The sequence below is a fragment of the Shewanella sp. 10N.286.52.E4 genome, assembly GCF_041468785.1.
GTDB classification, from domain to species: domain Bacteria; phylum Pseudomonadota; class Gammaproteobacteria; order Enterobacterales; family Shewanellaceae; genus Shewanella; species Shewanella electrodiphila.
The window spans coordinates 37174-54337 of the sequence record NZ_JBFRJJ010000003.1; the positions used below are offsets into that span (position 1 = coordinate 37174).

General features: G+C 41.4%; 11 protein-coding genes. 4 read left to right on the forward strand and 7 right to left on the reverse strand.

The window, feature by feature from the left end; genetic code table 11:
• The first annotated feature begins 49 nt into the window (after positions 1-49).
• Complete coding sequence (locus AB4153_RS01235; protein ID WP_248954840.1) at positions 50-2644, forward strand: TonB-dependent siderophore receptor; 2595 nt, start codon at positions 50-52, stop codon at positions 2642-2644.
• Between the two features lie 157 nt (positions 2645-2801).
• Positions 2802-3461, forward strand: coding sequence for a glutathione S-transferase family protein (locus tag AB4153_RS01240; protein WP_102528921.1), 660 nt, complete (start codon positions 2802-2804; stop codon positions 3459-3461).
• 72 nt (positions 3462-3533) lie between these two features.
• Here the strand turns inward: AB4153_RS01240 and AB4153_RS01245 are convergent, their stop codons facing one another.
• From AB4153_RS01245 to AB4153_RS01260, 4 genes are all read right to left on the reverse strand, one after another.
• Entirely contained in the window at positions 3534-4034 is a 501-nt protein-coding gene (locus AB4153_RS01245) for a DUF4447 family protein (RefSeq protein ID WP_102528920.1), read from the reverse strand.
• Positions 4035-4092: 58 nt separating this feature from the next.
• Positions 4093-4497: an SMI1/KNR4 family protein gene (locus tag AB4153_RS01250; protein WP_102528919.1), complete on the reverse strand. Its 405-nt coding sequence runs from the start codon at positions 4495-4497 to the stop codon at positions 4093-4095.
• Positions 4498-4671: 174 nt separating this feature from the next.
• The gene (locus AB4153_RS01255; RefSeq protein WP_371996097.1) at positions 4672-5466 is read right to left on the reverse strand and encodes a RelA/SpoT domain-containing protein; all 795 of its coding nucleotides are present in this window, start codon (positions 5464-5466) and stop codon (positions 4672-4674) included.
• Positions 5467-5764: 298 nt separating this feature from the next.
• Entirely contained in the window at positions 5765-7837 is a 2073-nt protein-coding gene (locus tag AB4153_RS01260; RefSeq protein WP_371996098.1) for a M13 family metallopeptidase, read from the reverse strand.
• Positions 7838-8154: 317 nt separating this feature from the next.
• On the opposite strand from AB4153_RS01260, the gene rsuA reads away from it, so the two are divergent.
• Positions 8155-8847: a 16S rRNA pseudouridine(516) synthase RsuA gene (gene rsuA / locus AB4153_RS01265; protein ID WP_102528916.1), complete on the forward strand. Its 693-nt coding sequence runs from the start codon at positions 8155-8157 to the stop codon at positions 8845-8847.
• A gap of 83 nt (positions 8848-8930) precedes the next feature.
• Here rsuA and AB4153_RS01270 read toward each other — a convergent pair whose 3' ends face one another.
• Positions 8931-9200, reverse strand: coding sequence for a hypothetical protein (locus tag AB4153_RS01270; RefSeq protein ID WP_371996099.1), 270 nt, complete (start codon positions 9198-9200; stop codon positions 8931-8933).
• A 554-nt stretch (positions 9201-9754) separates the two neighbouring features.
• Entirely contained in the window at positions 9755-14755 is a 5001-nt protein-coding gene (locus AB4153_RS01275) for a S8 family serine peptidase (RefSeq protein ID WP_371996100.1), read from the reverse strand.
• A gap of 448 nt (positions 14756-15203) precedes the next feature.
• Between AB4153_RS01275 and AB4153_RS01280 the strand changes: the two genes are divergently transcribed.
• Complete coding sequence (locus tag AB4153_RS01280; RefSeq protein ID WP_102528914.1) at positions 15204-16121, forward strand: LysR family transcriptional regulator; 918 nt, start codon at positions 15204-15206, stop codon at positions 16119-16121.
• Here AB4153_RS01280 and AB4153_RS01285 read toward each other — a convergent pair whose 3' ends face one another.
• On the reverse strand, positions 16122-17063 hold the full coding sequence (locus tag AB4153_RS01285) for a LysR family transcriptional regulator (RefSeq protein WP_303513356.1): 942 nt from the start codon (positions 17061-17063) through the stop codon (positions 16122-16124).
• Positions 17064-17164 lie beyond the last annotated feature (101 nt).

Genomic DNA, 17164 nt, shown 5'->3' on the forward strand with positions numbered 1-17164 from the left:
AAAATGATGTTGAGCCTATTTAAAATAATAATTCATATTAGGGACAATTATGAAAAGACCTCAATTTTGGCAGAGCGCCTGCGCTGCTGCTGTATCACTCATCCTCACACCTACCGCTTTTGCTGCCGAGCCCGAAGTCGAACGCATTGAAGTGACAGGTACTCACATTAAACGCACGGATTTAGAAGGCGCTTCACCGATGACGGTGTTAAGTGCTGAAGATATTGCCCGCTCAGGCGCACAGGATATTTCGCAGTTACTGAGTAAGTTACCTGTTTCAGGGAGTGGCACTTTCTCAACCCAAGGTAATAACTCAGATGACACCGCTAATGGTGGCGCTGCTGTGTCATTACGTGGTTTAGGCGCAGATGCCACTTTAGTATTGTTGAACGGCCGCCGTATTGCGGTGTCATCTTTTGCTAAATCCATTGATACCGCGTTTGTGGATATTAACTCAATTCCTATTTCTGCAGTGAAACGTATCGATATCGTTAAAGATGGCGCCTCAGCAACCTACGGTTCTGATGCTATTGCGGGTGTGATAAACATCATCATGAAAAAGGATTTCGAAGGATTCGAAGTCAACGGTAAACTTGCTGAAACTGTCGAAGATGGCGGTGGTCAGCAAGCGGGTTCAATTTTGTGGGGTACAGAAGCCGCTGACGGTAAGTCGCATACCACCGTAATATTTGATTACTTTAAAGAACGTGAAACTCTCTTTGCCGACCGAGACTATTCAAGCTCTGCCGATCAAACACCAAATGGCGGTGATGATTTTCGTTCATCTGCAGGTAATCCTGGTTCATACATTCCTGCGACAATTGGCGCTGATGGCTCCATAACGCCAAAGTCTGATTTATTCAGCTGGACGCCAGATGTCAATTGCCCAGCGGACAGTGTAAAAGGAAATTATTGCCGCTATGACTACGCACCACTGATGACATCAGTGCCAGAATCGACTCGCATGGGGTTATCGGTATTTCAAGATTACGAGTTTAACGATGAGTTGAGTTTGTTTGCTGAAATGATGTATCAGCATAATGAAAGTGTGGTGAAAGGGGCGGCAAGTCCATCATTCGGTGAGTTTTATATGCTAAATGATAATCCACTGTTTACTAGCGGCGCTGCGACTAATCCTTTTCCTGGTGAAGACTTAACCATGCGCCGAAGACTCACTGAAACGGGACCTCGCCAAAAATCATCTGAATCAGATAGCGCTAGAATTGTATTAGGGTTAAATGGCATGTTATCGGATTGGGAGTGGGAACTGGCTTATACCTATTCTTATAATCGTAATCATGAATATGGTGAACAAGGTTTTGTGTGGACACCACGTTTACAAGAAGCCATTAACTCAGGCGCGTTTAATCCATTAGCAACAAGCCAGCAAGGCGATGTGATTGATGATATTAGCGTCAGTACCACCCGTAATGGTAAATCTACCACTAATGCGTTTGACGGAAAGATTGCTGGTGACTTGTTTGATATGCCAGCGGGCAGTGTCGCGATGGCGGTTGGGTTTGAATATCGTGAAGAAAAATTATCAGATAATCCTGATGAGCTGTTTAAGCGCGGCGAAATATTTGGTACCGAAGCGACTGAAGCCTATGGCGAGCGCGATCAAACCTCATTATTTATTGAGCTTGCTGTACCAGTATTTGAAAAACTCGAAGCACAATTAGCATTGCGATACGAAGACTATAGTGACTTTGGCGATACGACTAACCCTAAAATTGCTCTGCGATATACCCCATTAGATAATTTAACCTTCCGTGCAAGTTGGGGCGAAGCATTTAGAGCACCATCATTAGTGCAATTAGGCTTAGGCCCATCACAGGAATCTCCGGGATTAGTGGATGCGGTACGTTGTCCATTAACAGGGCTTGAAGAAGACTGTACCGCGCAAGAGCGCACGGTTATTTTTTCGGGTAACCCTGATTTACAACCTGAAGAGTCAACTTCTTATAACTTTGGCGGGATCTGGGAAATTACCGATGGCTTAAGTGTCGGGGTGGATTACTGGAATTATGATCAAGAAGGTTTGATTACTTCTGATACTCAATATTTGGTTAATACTCAAGGTGATGATCCAAGCGTTGTAAAACGTGAGCCTACCGATGCCAATGGCGTACCTGGACGTATTATCGAAATCTATGACCAGTTTGCTAACTTAGGTAGCCAGACGACTGATGGTGTTGACCTTGATGTGCAATACACCATGAATACGCAAAGTGCGGGTGAGTTTGGTTTTAATTATAACCTCACTTGGGTCAATAGTTTTGATCAAGTACGTGAAGACGGTTCGACCCGTGAACTTGCAGGTGAATACCAACACCCTGAATATCGCTGGACGGGTGGCATGGATTGGGGCTACACCAACTGGCAAACCAGTGCGCGCTTAAACTATATTGGTGAATATCAAGATAATATCGATGCGGGAGCTACAGGAACCATAGATTCAATGATGACTTTAGATTTAAATGTCACCTATATTGGTTTCGATCATTGGTCACTGACGTTAGGTGCTAATAATGTATTGAATGAAGAGCCTTCATTCAGCGCCGCTGATTTCATGGGTTACGATCAGGCAACCCATTCTGCCATCGGTGCATTATGGTACGGTAAAGTCAGTTATCAGTTTTAAATAACTGAACATATGTTAGGTTAACTCCTAGCTCAAGACAGAAGGCGAGCTTTAGGCTCGCCTTTTTATTGGTATCATTTTCGATGACACTCATTTTAAATCTGTTTGATTTTACGAAGTCTGGTTCAGTAGGTAATTAATCAAAGGAAAATAGAACATGGAAATAGAAGCAAGCACAGGTATTACCTTATATGGCACTCCGCGCAGCAGAGCGCTGCGGGTTTCATGGTTATTGGAAGAGCTCGGAGTTGATTGGCAGTTTTGCTTTCTTAACTTTGCCAAAGGCGATAACCGTTCTGAAGAATATTTAGCGCTGAACCCAAGCGGTAAAATGCCTGTAATTACTGATGGTGATTTTGCGCTAACTGAGTCAGCGGCTATTTTGCAGTACCTAGCGGAAAAGTATGGCAATGGTGCTTTTTTACCAGAACCTGGCACTGAGCAAGCGGGCTTGCATCACCAATGGGTTAGCTTTGTTATATGCGAATTAGAGCAACCTTTATGGAGCATGGGCAAACATCGTTTTGCGCTGCCAGAAGAGCAGCGTGTAGATGCCATGCTACCGGTAGCAAAATTTGAGTTTGATAAAGCGGCTAAGATAGCTGAACAATGGGTACCAGAAACAGGTTATGTTTGTGGTGATGAACTCACCATAGCTGATATCTTACTGACTCAAACGCTTTTGTGGGCGACAGTATTTGAGCAAACTATTCCACCAAAGTTGACGGCATATCGAGATAGAGTGAAACAACGACCTGCAATGACTAAGGCGTTAGAAAAGTCAGAAGCGATTGCGAAGGCTGCTCAAGAAGAGTAACGATCAAATCGTGAATTTTTGACATGAAAAAAGGAAGCGAATGCTTCCTTTTTTATTTATCTACTCAGCTTATTAAAGCTGAGTCGCAGCCCATTTAGCTCGGCTTTCGCGAGATTCACTCATGCCATTATCAGCGCGGAAACTTTTGTAAGCTTCAATTTCAAGTGGAATAAGGCTGACTTCTACTTCTAATACAATTTGGCATTCTTTTTTGATGCGCCATGCTGCAGTATTGTATAGCTCAGTAAAAGGCAATGAGCTTAAAAACTCAGGATTGTACTGAGTATAAATAGCCTGAGTTGGGTAGACCACAAAGGCTAAACGTCGCTTTGGTTCGGTTTTGAATAGCGCTTCAATACCGTCAGTGGTATTGAGTACTTGCATCTCAATGGTATCTTCAATTTCAAGTAACTTCTTTTGTGCAACTTCTGGCGCATCAGTTTCGCCAGCTTCCCAAGCAGTAACTGCTTCAGCAGTTGTTTTAGTTAGTTCGGCAATTTGCTCGACACTTAACCCTAATGATAAGCGTAAACACTGCATTTCGATTGCATTCAAGTTATTTGATTTAGCCATGGTTTTTCCTATTTAATCTTGTCGTGTTGTGGTGCAAAACATACGTGAATCAAATTAATTACTTACGTTTTAGCCAAATATCTTGAATCCAATCCCAGAGAGATTCCCACATGATGTCTGCCATGCGACCATTCTTGAAAAAGCGCACATTGGCTTCTTGGTCGATACAGTAAAAGTTATCCCCTTGCTGACAAATCGCAATGTACTCTCTTGGCATACCCACAGACCAAGCGTAGCTGGTCACTTCAGGTAAATAGGTATGAGAATATGGGTCAGATGCCGTAACCATTTCAATAGCACCGTAAATAACATCACTACCAAATAGCAGGTATTCTTTTAGGTCGTTGGGCAGTGAAATTAAAATTTGCTCTTCAACTTCTACCAGTTGCTCGAATGTCGGTAATTCAAGTGGTACAGGGACCGTTTCGCTTAAGTCTTGAAGCATTTCAATGATGTCATTCATCAGTGTTTCCAGTTATCGGCAATAATGGCGGGAGTATAGCTTGTATGGCGCTCTTAACCAATTTGAATTAATCGAAAAACCAACAAAACAGCAAAAAATAATAAAAAAAAGCACCTTAAATTAAGGTGCCAAAATGGAAGGGGGTTGAACGGAAATAGGCAAAGCTTAATGGGGTTAAGCTGCTTGGGTTTGGTCTCCTATGTGTGTGTTGTCAAATTGGGCAAGGCTTTGGCGTTTATAGCTAAGCCAAGCTTTGTGATAAAGCTTATGTGATGACTGACGCAGCTTAACAATTTGCATTAACTCTAAATCAGTTAGGGCGCGGTGTTGGGTTTGTGCGACAGCTTCAATATGCTGTATTTGTTCATAGACTTGATGTTCTGGGCCGCTTTTAATCTCAGCGATTTTGCTCAGATGTAATTGCACTTCTACAATCATTTTTGTTTGCGGTAATTTCACTAATAAATTTAAGTCGCGATAGCCTGATGCTTTGGGGTCTGCAAAGCGGTTTTTAACTTGCACAACCTCTGTGGTCTCAGCCAAGGCATCATAACTGCGCATTAATGTTTCAACGTCATCGGCAACCAACGTTGCTCTGGCAATATCGGTAATGAAACTGGCATCGCCATTGAATTTTCGTTCAATTTTTTGTTGCGCCCTTTGGTAACTTTTAATCTCAGGCATCAGTATATGAGTATGGCTTTCTTGACTGATGTTGTTGAGTAAATTACTCAGTTCTGTTTGCGCTAAAGGGGCGCGTTCAAATAACTGTTGTAAGCTATCAGTTTCTTGTTGCGGCGCAGTACCTGAAGTACTTGCTAGGTTTAATAGACTGTCTAAATCATCAACAAGGGTCTGGTTAACATCGTAAACGGGTTTAACAGGGCTAGTATCAACAGTAACAGCTATGGCATTTCGCGTAGTGAGTAATAATAAAAATATAAAAAAGGTACGAAAAATTCTGTTCATTTGCGTTACCACTGACTCTAAAGTTATGAAGGCATGAGTAATAAAGTATTCGTTATAACCCTTTTGGGATATGTGATTACTTTAACTGGTGGAAGCTGAATCAAAGCTGAATATTTTTTCGACTATGGACAGGTTTACCAATCTTTACAAAGTGATTATTAAGACTGTGATATTGAATATTGAGCAGGCTTTGATTTGCTAAATCTAGAATGTTAAAAAGCAATAAAAAGGACATCGAAATGATGTCCTTTTTAGTCGTTCTACCCTTTAAGAAATAAAGGGTAGCTCAAGTGAGTGACTACCAAATCTTTACGCGTTTAGCTGGTTCGATATACATTTTATCGCCTTCTTTCACGTCATAAGTTGTGTAGAACTCAGGCATGTTAGATAGGGCACCTAAAGCACGGAAATGGCCTGGTGAATGTGGATCAGTTGCAACACGGTTACGCAAAGCTTCTTCTTTCATTTTCACTCGCCAGATTTGAGTGAAGCCCATAAAGAAACGTTGATCGCCCGTTAAGCCGTCAATCACAGGTGCTTCTTTACCGTCTAATGACATTTTGTAAGCTTTATACGCAATAGTCACACCCGATAAATCACCGATGTTTTCGCCTAATGTAAGCTCGCCATTAACGTGTAGATCATCAAATACTTGGTAACCATCATATTGGGCAATTAACGCATTCCCTTTTTTGGTAAAGGCGGCTAAATCAGCTTCAGTCCACCAATCACGCATATTTCCTTCGCCATCGAATTTAGCACCTTGGTCATCAAAACCATGACCCATTTCGTGGCCGATTACTGCGCCGATGCCACCGTAGTTAACCGCATCATCTGCTTGCATGTTGAAAAACGGAGGTTGCAAAATTGCCGCTGGGAACACAATCTCGTTCATCGTTGGATTGTAGTAAGCGTTGACGGTTTGCGGCGTCATGTGCCACTCGCCTTTATCAATTGGGCCGCCAAGTTTAGCAATATCTTTATTGTGGCTTTCAACGCTTGCACGCTGCGCATTACCGACCAAGTCATCGCCTTTAATGGTTAGCTTGCTGTAATCTTTCCATTTATCAGGGTAACCAATCTTTGGATTAAATTTGGCTAATTTGTCTTTAGCGGCCACTTTAGTGTCAGCACTCATCCAATCTAACGAGTCGATGCTAGTGCCGTATGCGCCACGTAAGTTTTCAACTAATACACTCATGCGATCTTTGGCTGCAGAAGTGAAATGACGCTTAACGTACACCTTACCTACAACTTCACCTAAAGTGCCACTGACTGTGTTTACACCACGTTTCCAGCGAGACTCTTGCTCTTCTTGACCGTTTAAGGTTTTAGAGAAGAAAGCAAAGTTTTCTGCATCAATGGCTTCAGACAAGTTACTTGCTGCATGGGTTAATACGCTCCACGTCATGTAAGTTTTAAGGGTGTCTAAATCTGTTGCACCAATCACTTCACTCAAGCCGCTCACGTAACTAGGCTGGTTGATGATGATATCTTTTTGCTCTGCAACACCCATAGTTGTCAGGTATTGGTTCCAATCAATGTTCGGAGCAAGCTCTGCAAGCTCAGCTATTGTCATTTTATTGTAAGTTTTAGTGCTATCGCGGCTTTCAACCACATCCCAATGCTTTTCAGCAATGGCAGTTTCCAGGGCTAAAATAGACTCAGCAGCAGCCTTACCATCTGCAAGACCAGCTAAGTTAAACATTTTTTCAATGTGCTCAACGAAAGCTTTACGAATATTAACGAAACGTTCTTCTTCGTTAAAGTAATAGTCTTTTTCTGGCAGGCTTAGGCCATATTGCCAGATATGGGTGGCGTAACGGGTTGAGTCTTTTGCATCAACATTAACGTAAAAAGCCAGTGGGGTGCCGTAACCGTTAACTTGGCTATAGGCAAAAAAGTTAGTGAGGTCAGCTTTTGATGAAATAGCAGTGATTTTATCAAACTCAGCTTGGATAGGTGTGACACCTAATTTATTTAACGTTTCAACATCCATGAACGCGCGATAAAGATCGGCCACTTTTTGTTCATCAGTGCCAGCTGTCAGAGTAGGCATTGCTGCCACTTCTTCAATGATTGCTTTCACGTCTTCACGAGCATTTTCACGTAGGTCGTAAAAGGCGCCAATATTAGTACGATCGCCCGGGATTTCAGCTGTTTTTAGCCAAGTGCCGTTTACATATTCATAAAAATCATCTTGTGGACGTACTGATTTATCGATGTTTTGAAAATCGATACCTGATGTTAATGCAGTTTGAACTGCTTCAGCCGTTGCCGTTTTGGTGGTGTTCTGCACTTCATTATTACTACAAGCACTGAGACCTGCGATCAATGAGGCACAAAGTCCCCCAATAACAAACTTATTCATGTTGTTTCCTTTGCATTCTTGAAATCAAGTATTAATAAGCTCTTCAATGAGCTTTAGATGCTGATTTTTCATTTATTCTTTTAAACAGCAAAAGTGTAAATAGAAAATCAGTCTTTATTGTTGTGAACCCCATGTTAAGTGTTGAAAAGGGCATTTAACAAGGGGATAGGGCATTTTTGTTGATAAAATGTGAGCTTTTCAGTAACTGATATGTAACTAAAAATTACCGTTTTACTGCAGAAGCGGAATATTTGTTTTTCATTTGATGGTTCACGGCTCATAATAGCGGCTAATTAGACACTCAATTGGTTGTAGTAATGCGTTTAGATAAGTTTATCTGTGAAAGTACTGAGCTCACTCGTTCATTGGCAAAAAGAGTATTAAAGTCAGGTGAAGTTACCTGTGATGGCGTGGTGGTAAAAGATGCCAGTTATAAAGTCGCTGAAGATACTGAAGTGTGCATCGAGGGACGTCAGATAACCATTATCGGTGAACGTTACATCATGATGAATAAGCCGGTCGATACGATTTGCTCAACCATTGATGAAGAATATCAGTCGGTACTGAGTTTGATGGATATTGAAAAGGTCGATACGTTACATATTGCAGGGCGACTTGATGTGGATACCACCGGGTTAGTGCTCATTACCAGTGACGGTTTGTGGTCGCACAAAATCACTTCACCTAAGAAAGACTGCGGTAAACGGTATTGGGTTGAGGTGGCTGAGCCACTTGATGAAGCTTTGATTGAGACCTTTAAAGAAGGGGTTCAGTTACGTAGCGAAGATGGGTTAACCAAACCCGCTAAGCTTGAAATTCTAGATGACACTCATGCTCGTTTAACCATCAGTGAAGGCAAATACCATCAAGTAAAACGTATGTTTGCCGCTGTGGGCAATAAAGTGGTCAATCTTCATCGTGAAGCGGTCGGCAGTATTGAAATGGAAGATGAATTGCTTGAAGGTGAATGGCGATTTTTAACTGATGAAGAAGTAAAGTCAGTTAAATAGTTTACGACCCCCACGATTGATAATCGGCCATAAAAAAGGGCCTTCTTTACAGAAGGCCCAAACACTAGTTTTGGAACGCTATATTAGTGTAGTTTACGACGTCGCGCAGCGCCCAATAAACCGACCAAAATAAGACTAAAGACCCCCATGCTACTGCCTGAATCAGATTTCGCAGGTGTTTCTTCTGGCGCCTCTTCTGCTGGTGGTGCTGCATCGATATCATCAGAATTCACCATTAACATAAAGCTTGTGCTGGCTTGGTCATGTTGATTAGCCGAATCCATCATTGTCATTGTCATTGTCATTGTCATTGTCATTGTCATTGTCACAGTCACAGTCACAGTCACAGTCACTTTAGCTTCTGTTTACCATACCAATCAGTATCTGGAGTGATAGTAAAGCTCATTCCGTCTACTTAATCGACACGTTTTCACTGTGCATGTATTCCACTGTTAATTCTTCCATGACTTCATTTGCAGCCATTTTCTTACTCGGTATGCCGAAAGCGGTAATGTTGGTTAGGTTAAAGTAGCCAATACTACTTCAAGCTGTAAACCGATATTGAATATATAAAAGGAAGATAAATCCTTAAGAATATAATGTGAGCTGATTCTTCATTCATGTTGTAACTGTTGAAGTAAAGGTGAGGCGTTAAGCAAGGTCGAGTTAATTGTAAAAGAGTTAAAGAATCAACCTGACTCATCTAGTGTAGTGCTTGAGCAGCGCTTAAATAGTATTTGTATAAGACTAAGTAAAACCAAAATAGTCAATTACATCATAGGCTCTTAGCCATGATGTTCAATTATGCTAAGTCAATCAGCTTCTAGAATAATATGTTTTTGGCTATTTATAAGCATAAAAAAGGCCTTCATCTGAAGGCCTTTTGATTGATTATATTAATGAATTATTAGTGGTACTTTTTACGACGACTTGCGCCAAGTAATCCTAAGAAAACTAACCCTAATAAACTTAAACTTCCTCCATCGTCATTATCTGGAGTTGCTTCAGGTTCAATTGGATTCTCTGCTGCTGGTGGAGTTGGCTCCACACCATCAGAGTTAACCGTTAACATGAATGTTGTCGTGCTCATATCATTCGGGAACAAGTTATCAGACACTGTCACAGTGACCATGGTTTCACCCCAGAAATCAGCTGCTGGCGTAATATCAAAACTTGAACCTGATGTATGACCATTGACTACAGCAGTCACATTTTCGCCAGTGACTGTAATGGTGTTAGCAGACATGCCACCATCATTATCAGTATAGTGAACAGTAATGCCTTCAAGAGTCATGTTTTCTTCAACCATCTGGTCATCGATTGCTAACATGTTGATATTAGATGCAACGGTTATTGTTTGTGTTGCACTAGCATCAGCAATCCCATCAACTGTTCCTGTTACTGTCATTTCTTGATCCATACCTAAGGCAGCATCAATAACTTCAGCTTGGAATTCAATCGTGATACGACTAGATTGTGGGCCATCGATGTTATAACAAACCACTAAACCGTCTTTTAACTTATCGTTTAAATCGTTATAAGCAAATGATTCACCTTGGTGACCATTTAATGGCCACATGCCAGCACGCGGGCCATTGTAACCACGTACACCAATTGAACCGCTACCGTCTTGGCTGCCTACATCAACATTGTTATAAGCCATGATGTATTCATACTCACCGTCTACATGTCCTGTTCGCTCACGCATGAAGACTTGGAAATCATAACTATCATCACGTGGAGTGATAGTTTGTTGCCAGTTTTCATCGTAACCGAAGTCATGAGTTGACGCTTTATCCCACTCTACTAATGTGTAACCTTCAAAGTAAGCAACGGTAACCCCTTTCTGTAATGCAGGATCCCAACTTGGTTCATACATAGAAAGAGTGGTTTTTTGGTTCCAGTTTTCATCTTGCGAAGCATTCCATAACGGCGCTACGATGAAATCCGCAGGTGTAGTATATTCAGTCGCAGGTAGTTCCAAATGAACTTCCTGCGGCATGATGTCCCACGGGTTGTACTGAACATAATCAAGTTGTAACCAACCACGAGAACTTAGTACCACTTGGTCTGTCACGAAGTATTCTTCATTATCGAAAGGTGCCATAGCATTATCGATAGTAGGAATTATGATTTCATGAGTCCAAGTACCCCAGCCCCATTCATTGACTTCATAGAATGAGCCCCAAGAAGGTGCCATACCAAATCGTGCAAGGTCAACATACTCGCCGTCTATTGAGCTACCATCGAGGTACTCAATGTTCCAAGGTGTACGACACATTGCATCAGTTTCATTGGTTGTAACGATATAGTCAGTCTGTTTATCTGCAGTGTTTAACTGCTCAACTTGGACTGTAAAGCCATTATCGGTAGCAACGACTCCTGCAATACTTTCACTTAGTGAGCCATCAATAATACGTAAGCCGTCAGATAAGCTTGCTGCGATGTCAACTAAACGGTTCTCGCCGCTTTGGTTTGCCTGAACAGTTAAACGCATATCGATAATATCACCAACTCGAGCAGCATCTTGTGTGCTATCAATTGACACTGTGTTTTTACCACGAGTCATTTGCATAGGCACTAAGGTCAATGAACCTTCTTCATTAGCACCTGCATGAATAGCTGCTGCTGAGTAGTAGGTTTTGCCTTCTTCCATCATCATATCCCACTCAATGTTCAACGAAGAATTAAGTTCTTCAGAGTCAGAGAATGATAAATGAATGTCAGAAGTAACATCTTTTGCGACAACAGCATAAGACATCTCATAGGTATCAACACTTTCCCATGGGTACATAAGATAGTTTTGCACCATGATGACGTACTCGCCAGCTTCAGGATTTTCTAGTGAACAGTATTCCCCAATGCTAGTTTGTGGCAGTTGCGAACCACAAATCGCTTCAGAATAGTGGTACATGCCATCGCCATTGAAATCACGGAAAATCATGATGTCAGCATCGGCAAATATATCGTATTCCGTATTCATTGAAGACTTAATACGGTCAGTGATTTCAGCTCTAAATACTGCAGAGTTTTCAGGGACAGTGACTGGGAAAGTGGTAACACTTGCCAAATCGGTATTCCAAAAACCCTGATCATCAACAAATTGTTCACCGAACTGAAGACGTGCCGAATCAAATTCGATTGTTGTTGCTTCAACAGGGGTATAAACAACTCCTGATAACGTGTTTGCTGGCACACCAAATGGTACGTTTTCAATCATGTGGCTAGCAGTGTCATCATGGGCTTTAACATTGATAGTGTTAGGCAATGTTGTACCAATGAATGTAGCTGAATACGGCCAGTGAGATGCAGGAATAGTTTCATCAGTAGCGATGAAATGAATTTCACCTTGAGCATTGGCAATGGTGCCATCATGCCAAGCCATATCTGACTCTTGGAACGAGCCGTTAATGGTTAAGGTAATTGATTCACCTTTCTTTAAGCTAAATTGCGACGGCGTTACGCTGACGTTAGCGCTAGGGTCTAATGAGTAATCCCAGTAAGGTTGGCCTTCACTTGCACGAGCCACGCTCACATCCCAAGTGCCATCTTGTGTTGCTGTAACCGTTCTTAACCACGAGCAATCACGACCACAATCGTTATTAATTAACTGTGGTAAGTTCAAGTCTCGGACTAAACCGCCATTTTGTGGGTTAGCACGGCGGAAGTTATCAGCTGTTTCATCCATGATCAAACCAGCATTAATTGCACGCTCGACATTGGCTAAGCCATGTCCTGCACGATAGACGCCAGCGACTTTTGTTTCGCCAGTATTAGGGTGCAGTGTTTTGATAGCCATGCTATCAGCAGTCATTTGCAGGGCAGACTGTACTTGGCTTGCTGTCCATGTTGGGTTAGCTTGGCGGATCAACGCCATCATACCTGCAACATGTGGAGATGCCATTGAGGTACCACTGATAGCGTTATAATTACGGGTATCAGCTTGCGAATTGAATGGGTTTTCATCATTCCATGCGGCAAAGATATCTACACCTGGAGCTGCGATACCTGGACTAAATAATTCTTCAACTGTGCTAGAAGGACCACGAGAAGAGAACGTTGCTAACCAATCAGCATCGTCTGGGTTTATATCGCGTGTTGCACGAGATGCAGTAATGGTACCTGTTAATGTTTCGCCTTCAGCTGACATTAACCAAGGCTGTAAGCCTTTCACATTCCAGCTACCGAAATATTGAGTAGCGGTTAAATGAATACCTGGGATCACATAAGCATCGTCAAATACATCATCACCTTCATCCCAAGTGTTATAAAGTACAAAACCACCTGCGCCACCAGCTTGAACATTTATTGCTTTTTCAACACGGGCAATATCGCCGCGCTCACAAACAACAATATCAGTTTCTTGGAATGTATCTGCAGCAAAAGGCGTATTACAACGAGCATCACCATGATCGCCAGCAATAACAAAGTTGCCACTAAATTCACCAGAAACGCCAGCGCCATCAAGTTGCTCAGGGGTTAAAGTCGTGTCGCCACCAGCAAAAGCATTTAGGGCTTTATCATGAATATTGATTGAACGTGAATGCGTTGTCGCTGCAACGTTTAATACCCAAGGCGAAGTGTGGTCGACAGTGTATAGACTATCAGTACCATAAGCCGCACCAGAGTTACCTGCTGACAATGCAACGGCAATGCCTGCTTCACGGGCTGATAAAAATGCCATTTCAAATGCGTCATTCCATGGGAAGCTTTCGCCGCCACCAATAGACATGTTAATCGCATCGACACCATCAAGGATTGCTTGTTCAATACCAAATAATATCGCATCACCAGGACAACCATCATCAGTACATACTTGATAAGAAATGATGTTGGCATGTGGAGCGACACCAGAAATCATTGGCATTTGCACACCAATTGAGTTACCTGGCCCGCCACCTAAAGATGTAGTTACAACATCGACATCATACAAGATGTTACCAGCAACGGTGCTGGCTACATGGCTTCCGTGTCCGTTGTAATCTTCACCAAATTGCAGTGACTCAGGGTACTGGCCGGTAATCGATTCATGGGTGTAAACACCGATTAATTTATCATTACATTTATCGGCAAAATCAGCTTCAGCACAACCGCCAAAATAATTACCTGCACCTAATGGGTTAGTATGAACGTAGCCATCGCCGCCAACAGCAGCAAAAGAAGGGTGGTCAGTATTCACACCAGTATCGATAATACCAACGACCATACCTTCACCTTGGTACTTTTGACCGTCAGGTGTTTGGCTGCCGTCCCAAATTCCGCTAGCGCCTACATGTTCAGGGCCTACATCTGTGTGCAGTTGTAGTTTGGTAGAACGTTGAATATAAGCAACTTCCGACTGCTCAGCCATGCGCATAGCATCTTGCTGTGTCATTTTGACTGTAAATGCGTTAATTGCGGCTGTGAATTGTTGATTCGGGGTCACGCCAGTGGCGGAAATAACTTGCTGCTGTTTAGATAAAAGGTGTGATTTATACGTAGCAATAGATTGCTGATCCATTGAAGCGGAATTTGTACTATTTTGCTGAGTGCTTTGACGCAAAGCTTGTTTGGTCGAAGGAAGACCAGGAATAGTCCCGTTATAAGTTGCAATGGGCTTGTCGTGTAATCGAACAATGTAAGTGTGTTCGCCAGTAATACCTTCTTCAATATTAATCTTATCAACTGCAGATTTAGGTTGATAATGGATATTACTTAAACTACCACGGCGTAATGGGGTTGTTCCCATTTCAGTTTTATACTGAGTTGCTTGTTGTTTTTGTTTATGAAGCTCCATCATATTAATACTTGTTGGTATTTGCGGTGGAGTATCCAATGTAGAGTGCTGTCCATTATCAGCGACTACATTGCCGACACCACCTGCATATATCGCAGCCAATGTCATCAATGTCAATTTTTTAATTCTCATGATGAGTTCCTATTAATTATTATTTTAATGACCACGAATAAAAAAGTGGTTAATCAGATATTGCAAAATTGTTACCAGATAATCCAATGCGAAATTAAGCATTAAATAATGCATAAAAGCTATTAATAGGAATTGGTTGTTTAATCTTAATTGATGCAATTTTTGTATCAGATTAATGCGCAGTTGTAATTAATTAATTGAATATTAAGTGATACGTTTTGATACATTTGCGTGTTTATATAAACCCTTTATTTACAGTGGTTTATGGTTTTAGCTTGAGGTTTTGCATCAATTTTAATTATGGTTGAACTAAGAAATTAATTCTGTTTTAATATTGATGTTTTATCACTTTTATTAAAATTTGAAATGTTTTTTTATAATGAGTAAGTTGACGTAATTGCTATTAATACTTCGGGTTTTCTGCTTTTTTTTATAATTGGGTATGTTAATGGAATTACGTCATTTAAAACATTTTCTTGTTGTTGCGGATTTAAAACATTTCCATAGAGCTGCACTCGAATTAAATTTGGCACAACCATCTTTGTCTAGAAGTATTCAAAAAATGGAAGATTTATTAGGAGCTAAATTATTAGAACGGACTTCACGCTCGGTGACATTAACCCCATTTGGCGAAGTAGTTGTTGAACATGGTAGCCGTATCGTACGAGATGTTGAGTATCTAAAAAGAGAAATCAAAGCGATTCAAGGATTAGAAACCGGGGAGTTAATGGTAGGGGCGAGCGCAATACCATTAAATAGCATTGTAGGCCCGAGTATTGGCCAATTTATCAATACATTCCCCAACGTCAATGTTGAATTAAAAGTAGGTAATTGGCTGAGCTTGTATCAAAAACTGTGTAAAGCTGAAGTGTCATTATTTATCGCTGAAACCAAAGCGACGGAACTGGATTTAAGAGATGACATTGAGGTGATTCCATTACCCAGTTTTCAAGCGGTATTTTGCTGCCGTGCAGGGCACCCTTTAACTGATAAACCTCAAGTTACACTTGATGATATTAAGCAGTATCCGATTGCGATTCCATCAGCCTTACCCAAACCGTTATTTGATCAATTTGGCGATCTATTTTCTAAGTATCGCGATGACTTTTCAGGATTAGTGAAATTTGAACAATTTCAGGCGATTAAGGAGTCGTTGACTGAATGTGACTTAGTGGCATTAGCGCCAGATATCTCCATCGTGCGAGAGGTAGAATCCCAGTCTTTAGTGGAGCTACCTGTGATGGATATTCCTGACATAAAAGCATCTTTTAGTATTGTTTATCTTAAAAATCGACGCTTAACGCCTGCGGCCAAAGCTTTTATCGACTTTATTAACCCTGAACCTTTAGCGATTTCAGTAAACTAATTAACGACTTCTTTCTGCTTTATTTTGCTCAGTAATAATCTGATTAATGGTGTTATATAGCCACTGAAAAAGCGGCTTGTTTCTGTGTCGATAATGATGGCAGAAATAGCTATTTAATTCGACAGGTTTACCATCGATATGTATCACCTTACTGGTGACTTTTTCTGTGCTTATACCATGATATTGTGTGCCGACAGCATGCATTAACTGGGTTTGTGCAACCACACTGAGCACTGAACTTGGATGAGGGTTACGATAAGCAATAGTTGGGCTTAAACCACGGCGTTTAAGATACTTTTCCACATAGGTTATATTCTCGTTCCAACCTGGCACATGTAACACCGCTAATGGGTACTGAGTAAAAGCCTGTTCATCGATAGTTTTATCTATCAACGGGTGCTGTTTGTTTAAATAAACCCTCGCAAACAAACTCGGCAGTGTTTTTATGCTCATTTCTTTGGAGAAGTCTGGTTCCATCATCGTAATGGCAAAGTCTTGTTTACCTAATAATAAATCCTGCTCCGTTGCGCTATTCCATACCGATACGACTAATTCTACTTGCGGAGCAGTCTGATGCAGAGCGAGAAATAACTTATCGCTGATCAAACCTATCAAAGCTGGGTGAATCGTGACGCAGAGTTTACCGGTTAGTTTTTTGAACTCAAATTCGTCGACATGATTAATGATATCAGCCAACTCTTGCCACGTATTTGGCAGCCTTTGGGCTAAAAAGTGGGCTTTATCTGTTGCCGATAATCCGTGTCTAGTCTTAACAAAAATAGGATCGTTAAAGGCATCACGAAGTTTTTGTAGTGTTCGACTGACTGCTGGTTGACTCATGTGCAGTCTTTCAGCTGCTTTATGGGTGTTGAGCTCTTCGTACAAGATGAAAAAAACTTTGATTAAATTCAGATCGAGTGACTCAAATGGGGTTTTATTCATTGTGTTTGAAGGCAAGTAAGACAATGGGTATAGACAGTGTATTGCGGATTAGACGAAATGTCGAAATAGTGCTAATGAACATACCAATTAACGCTTGAATA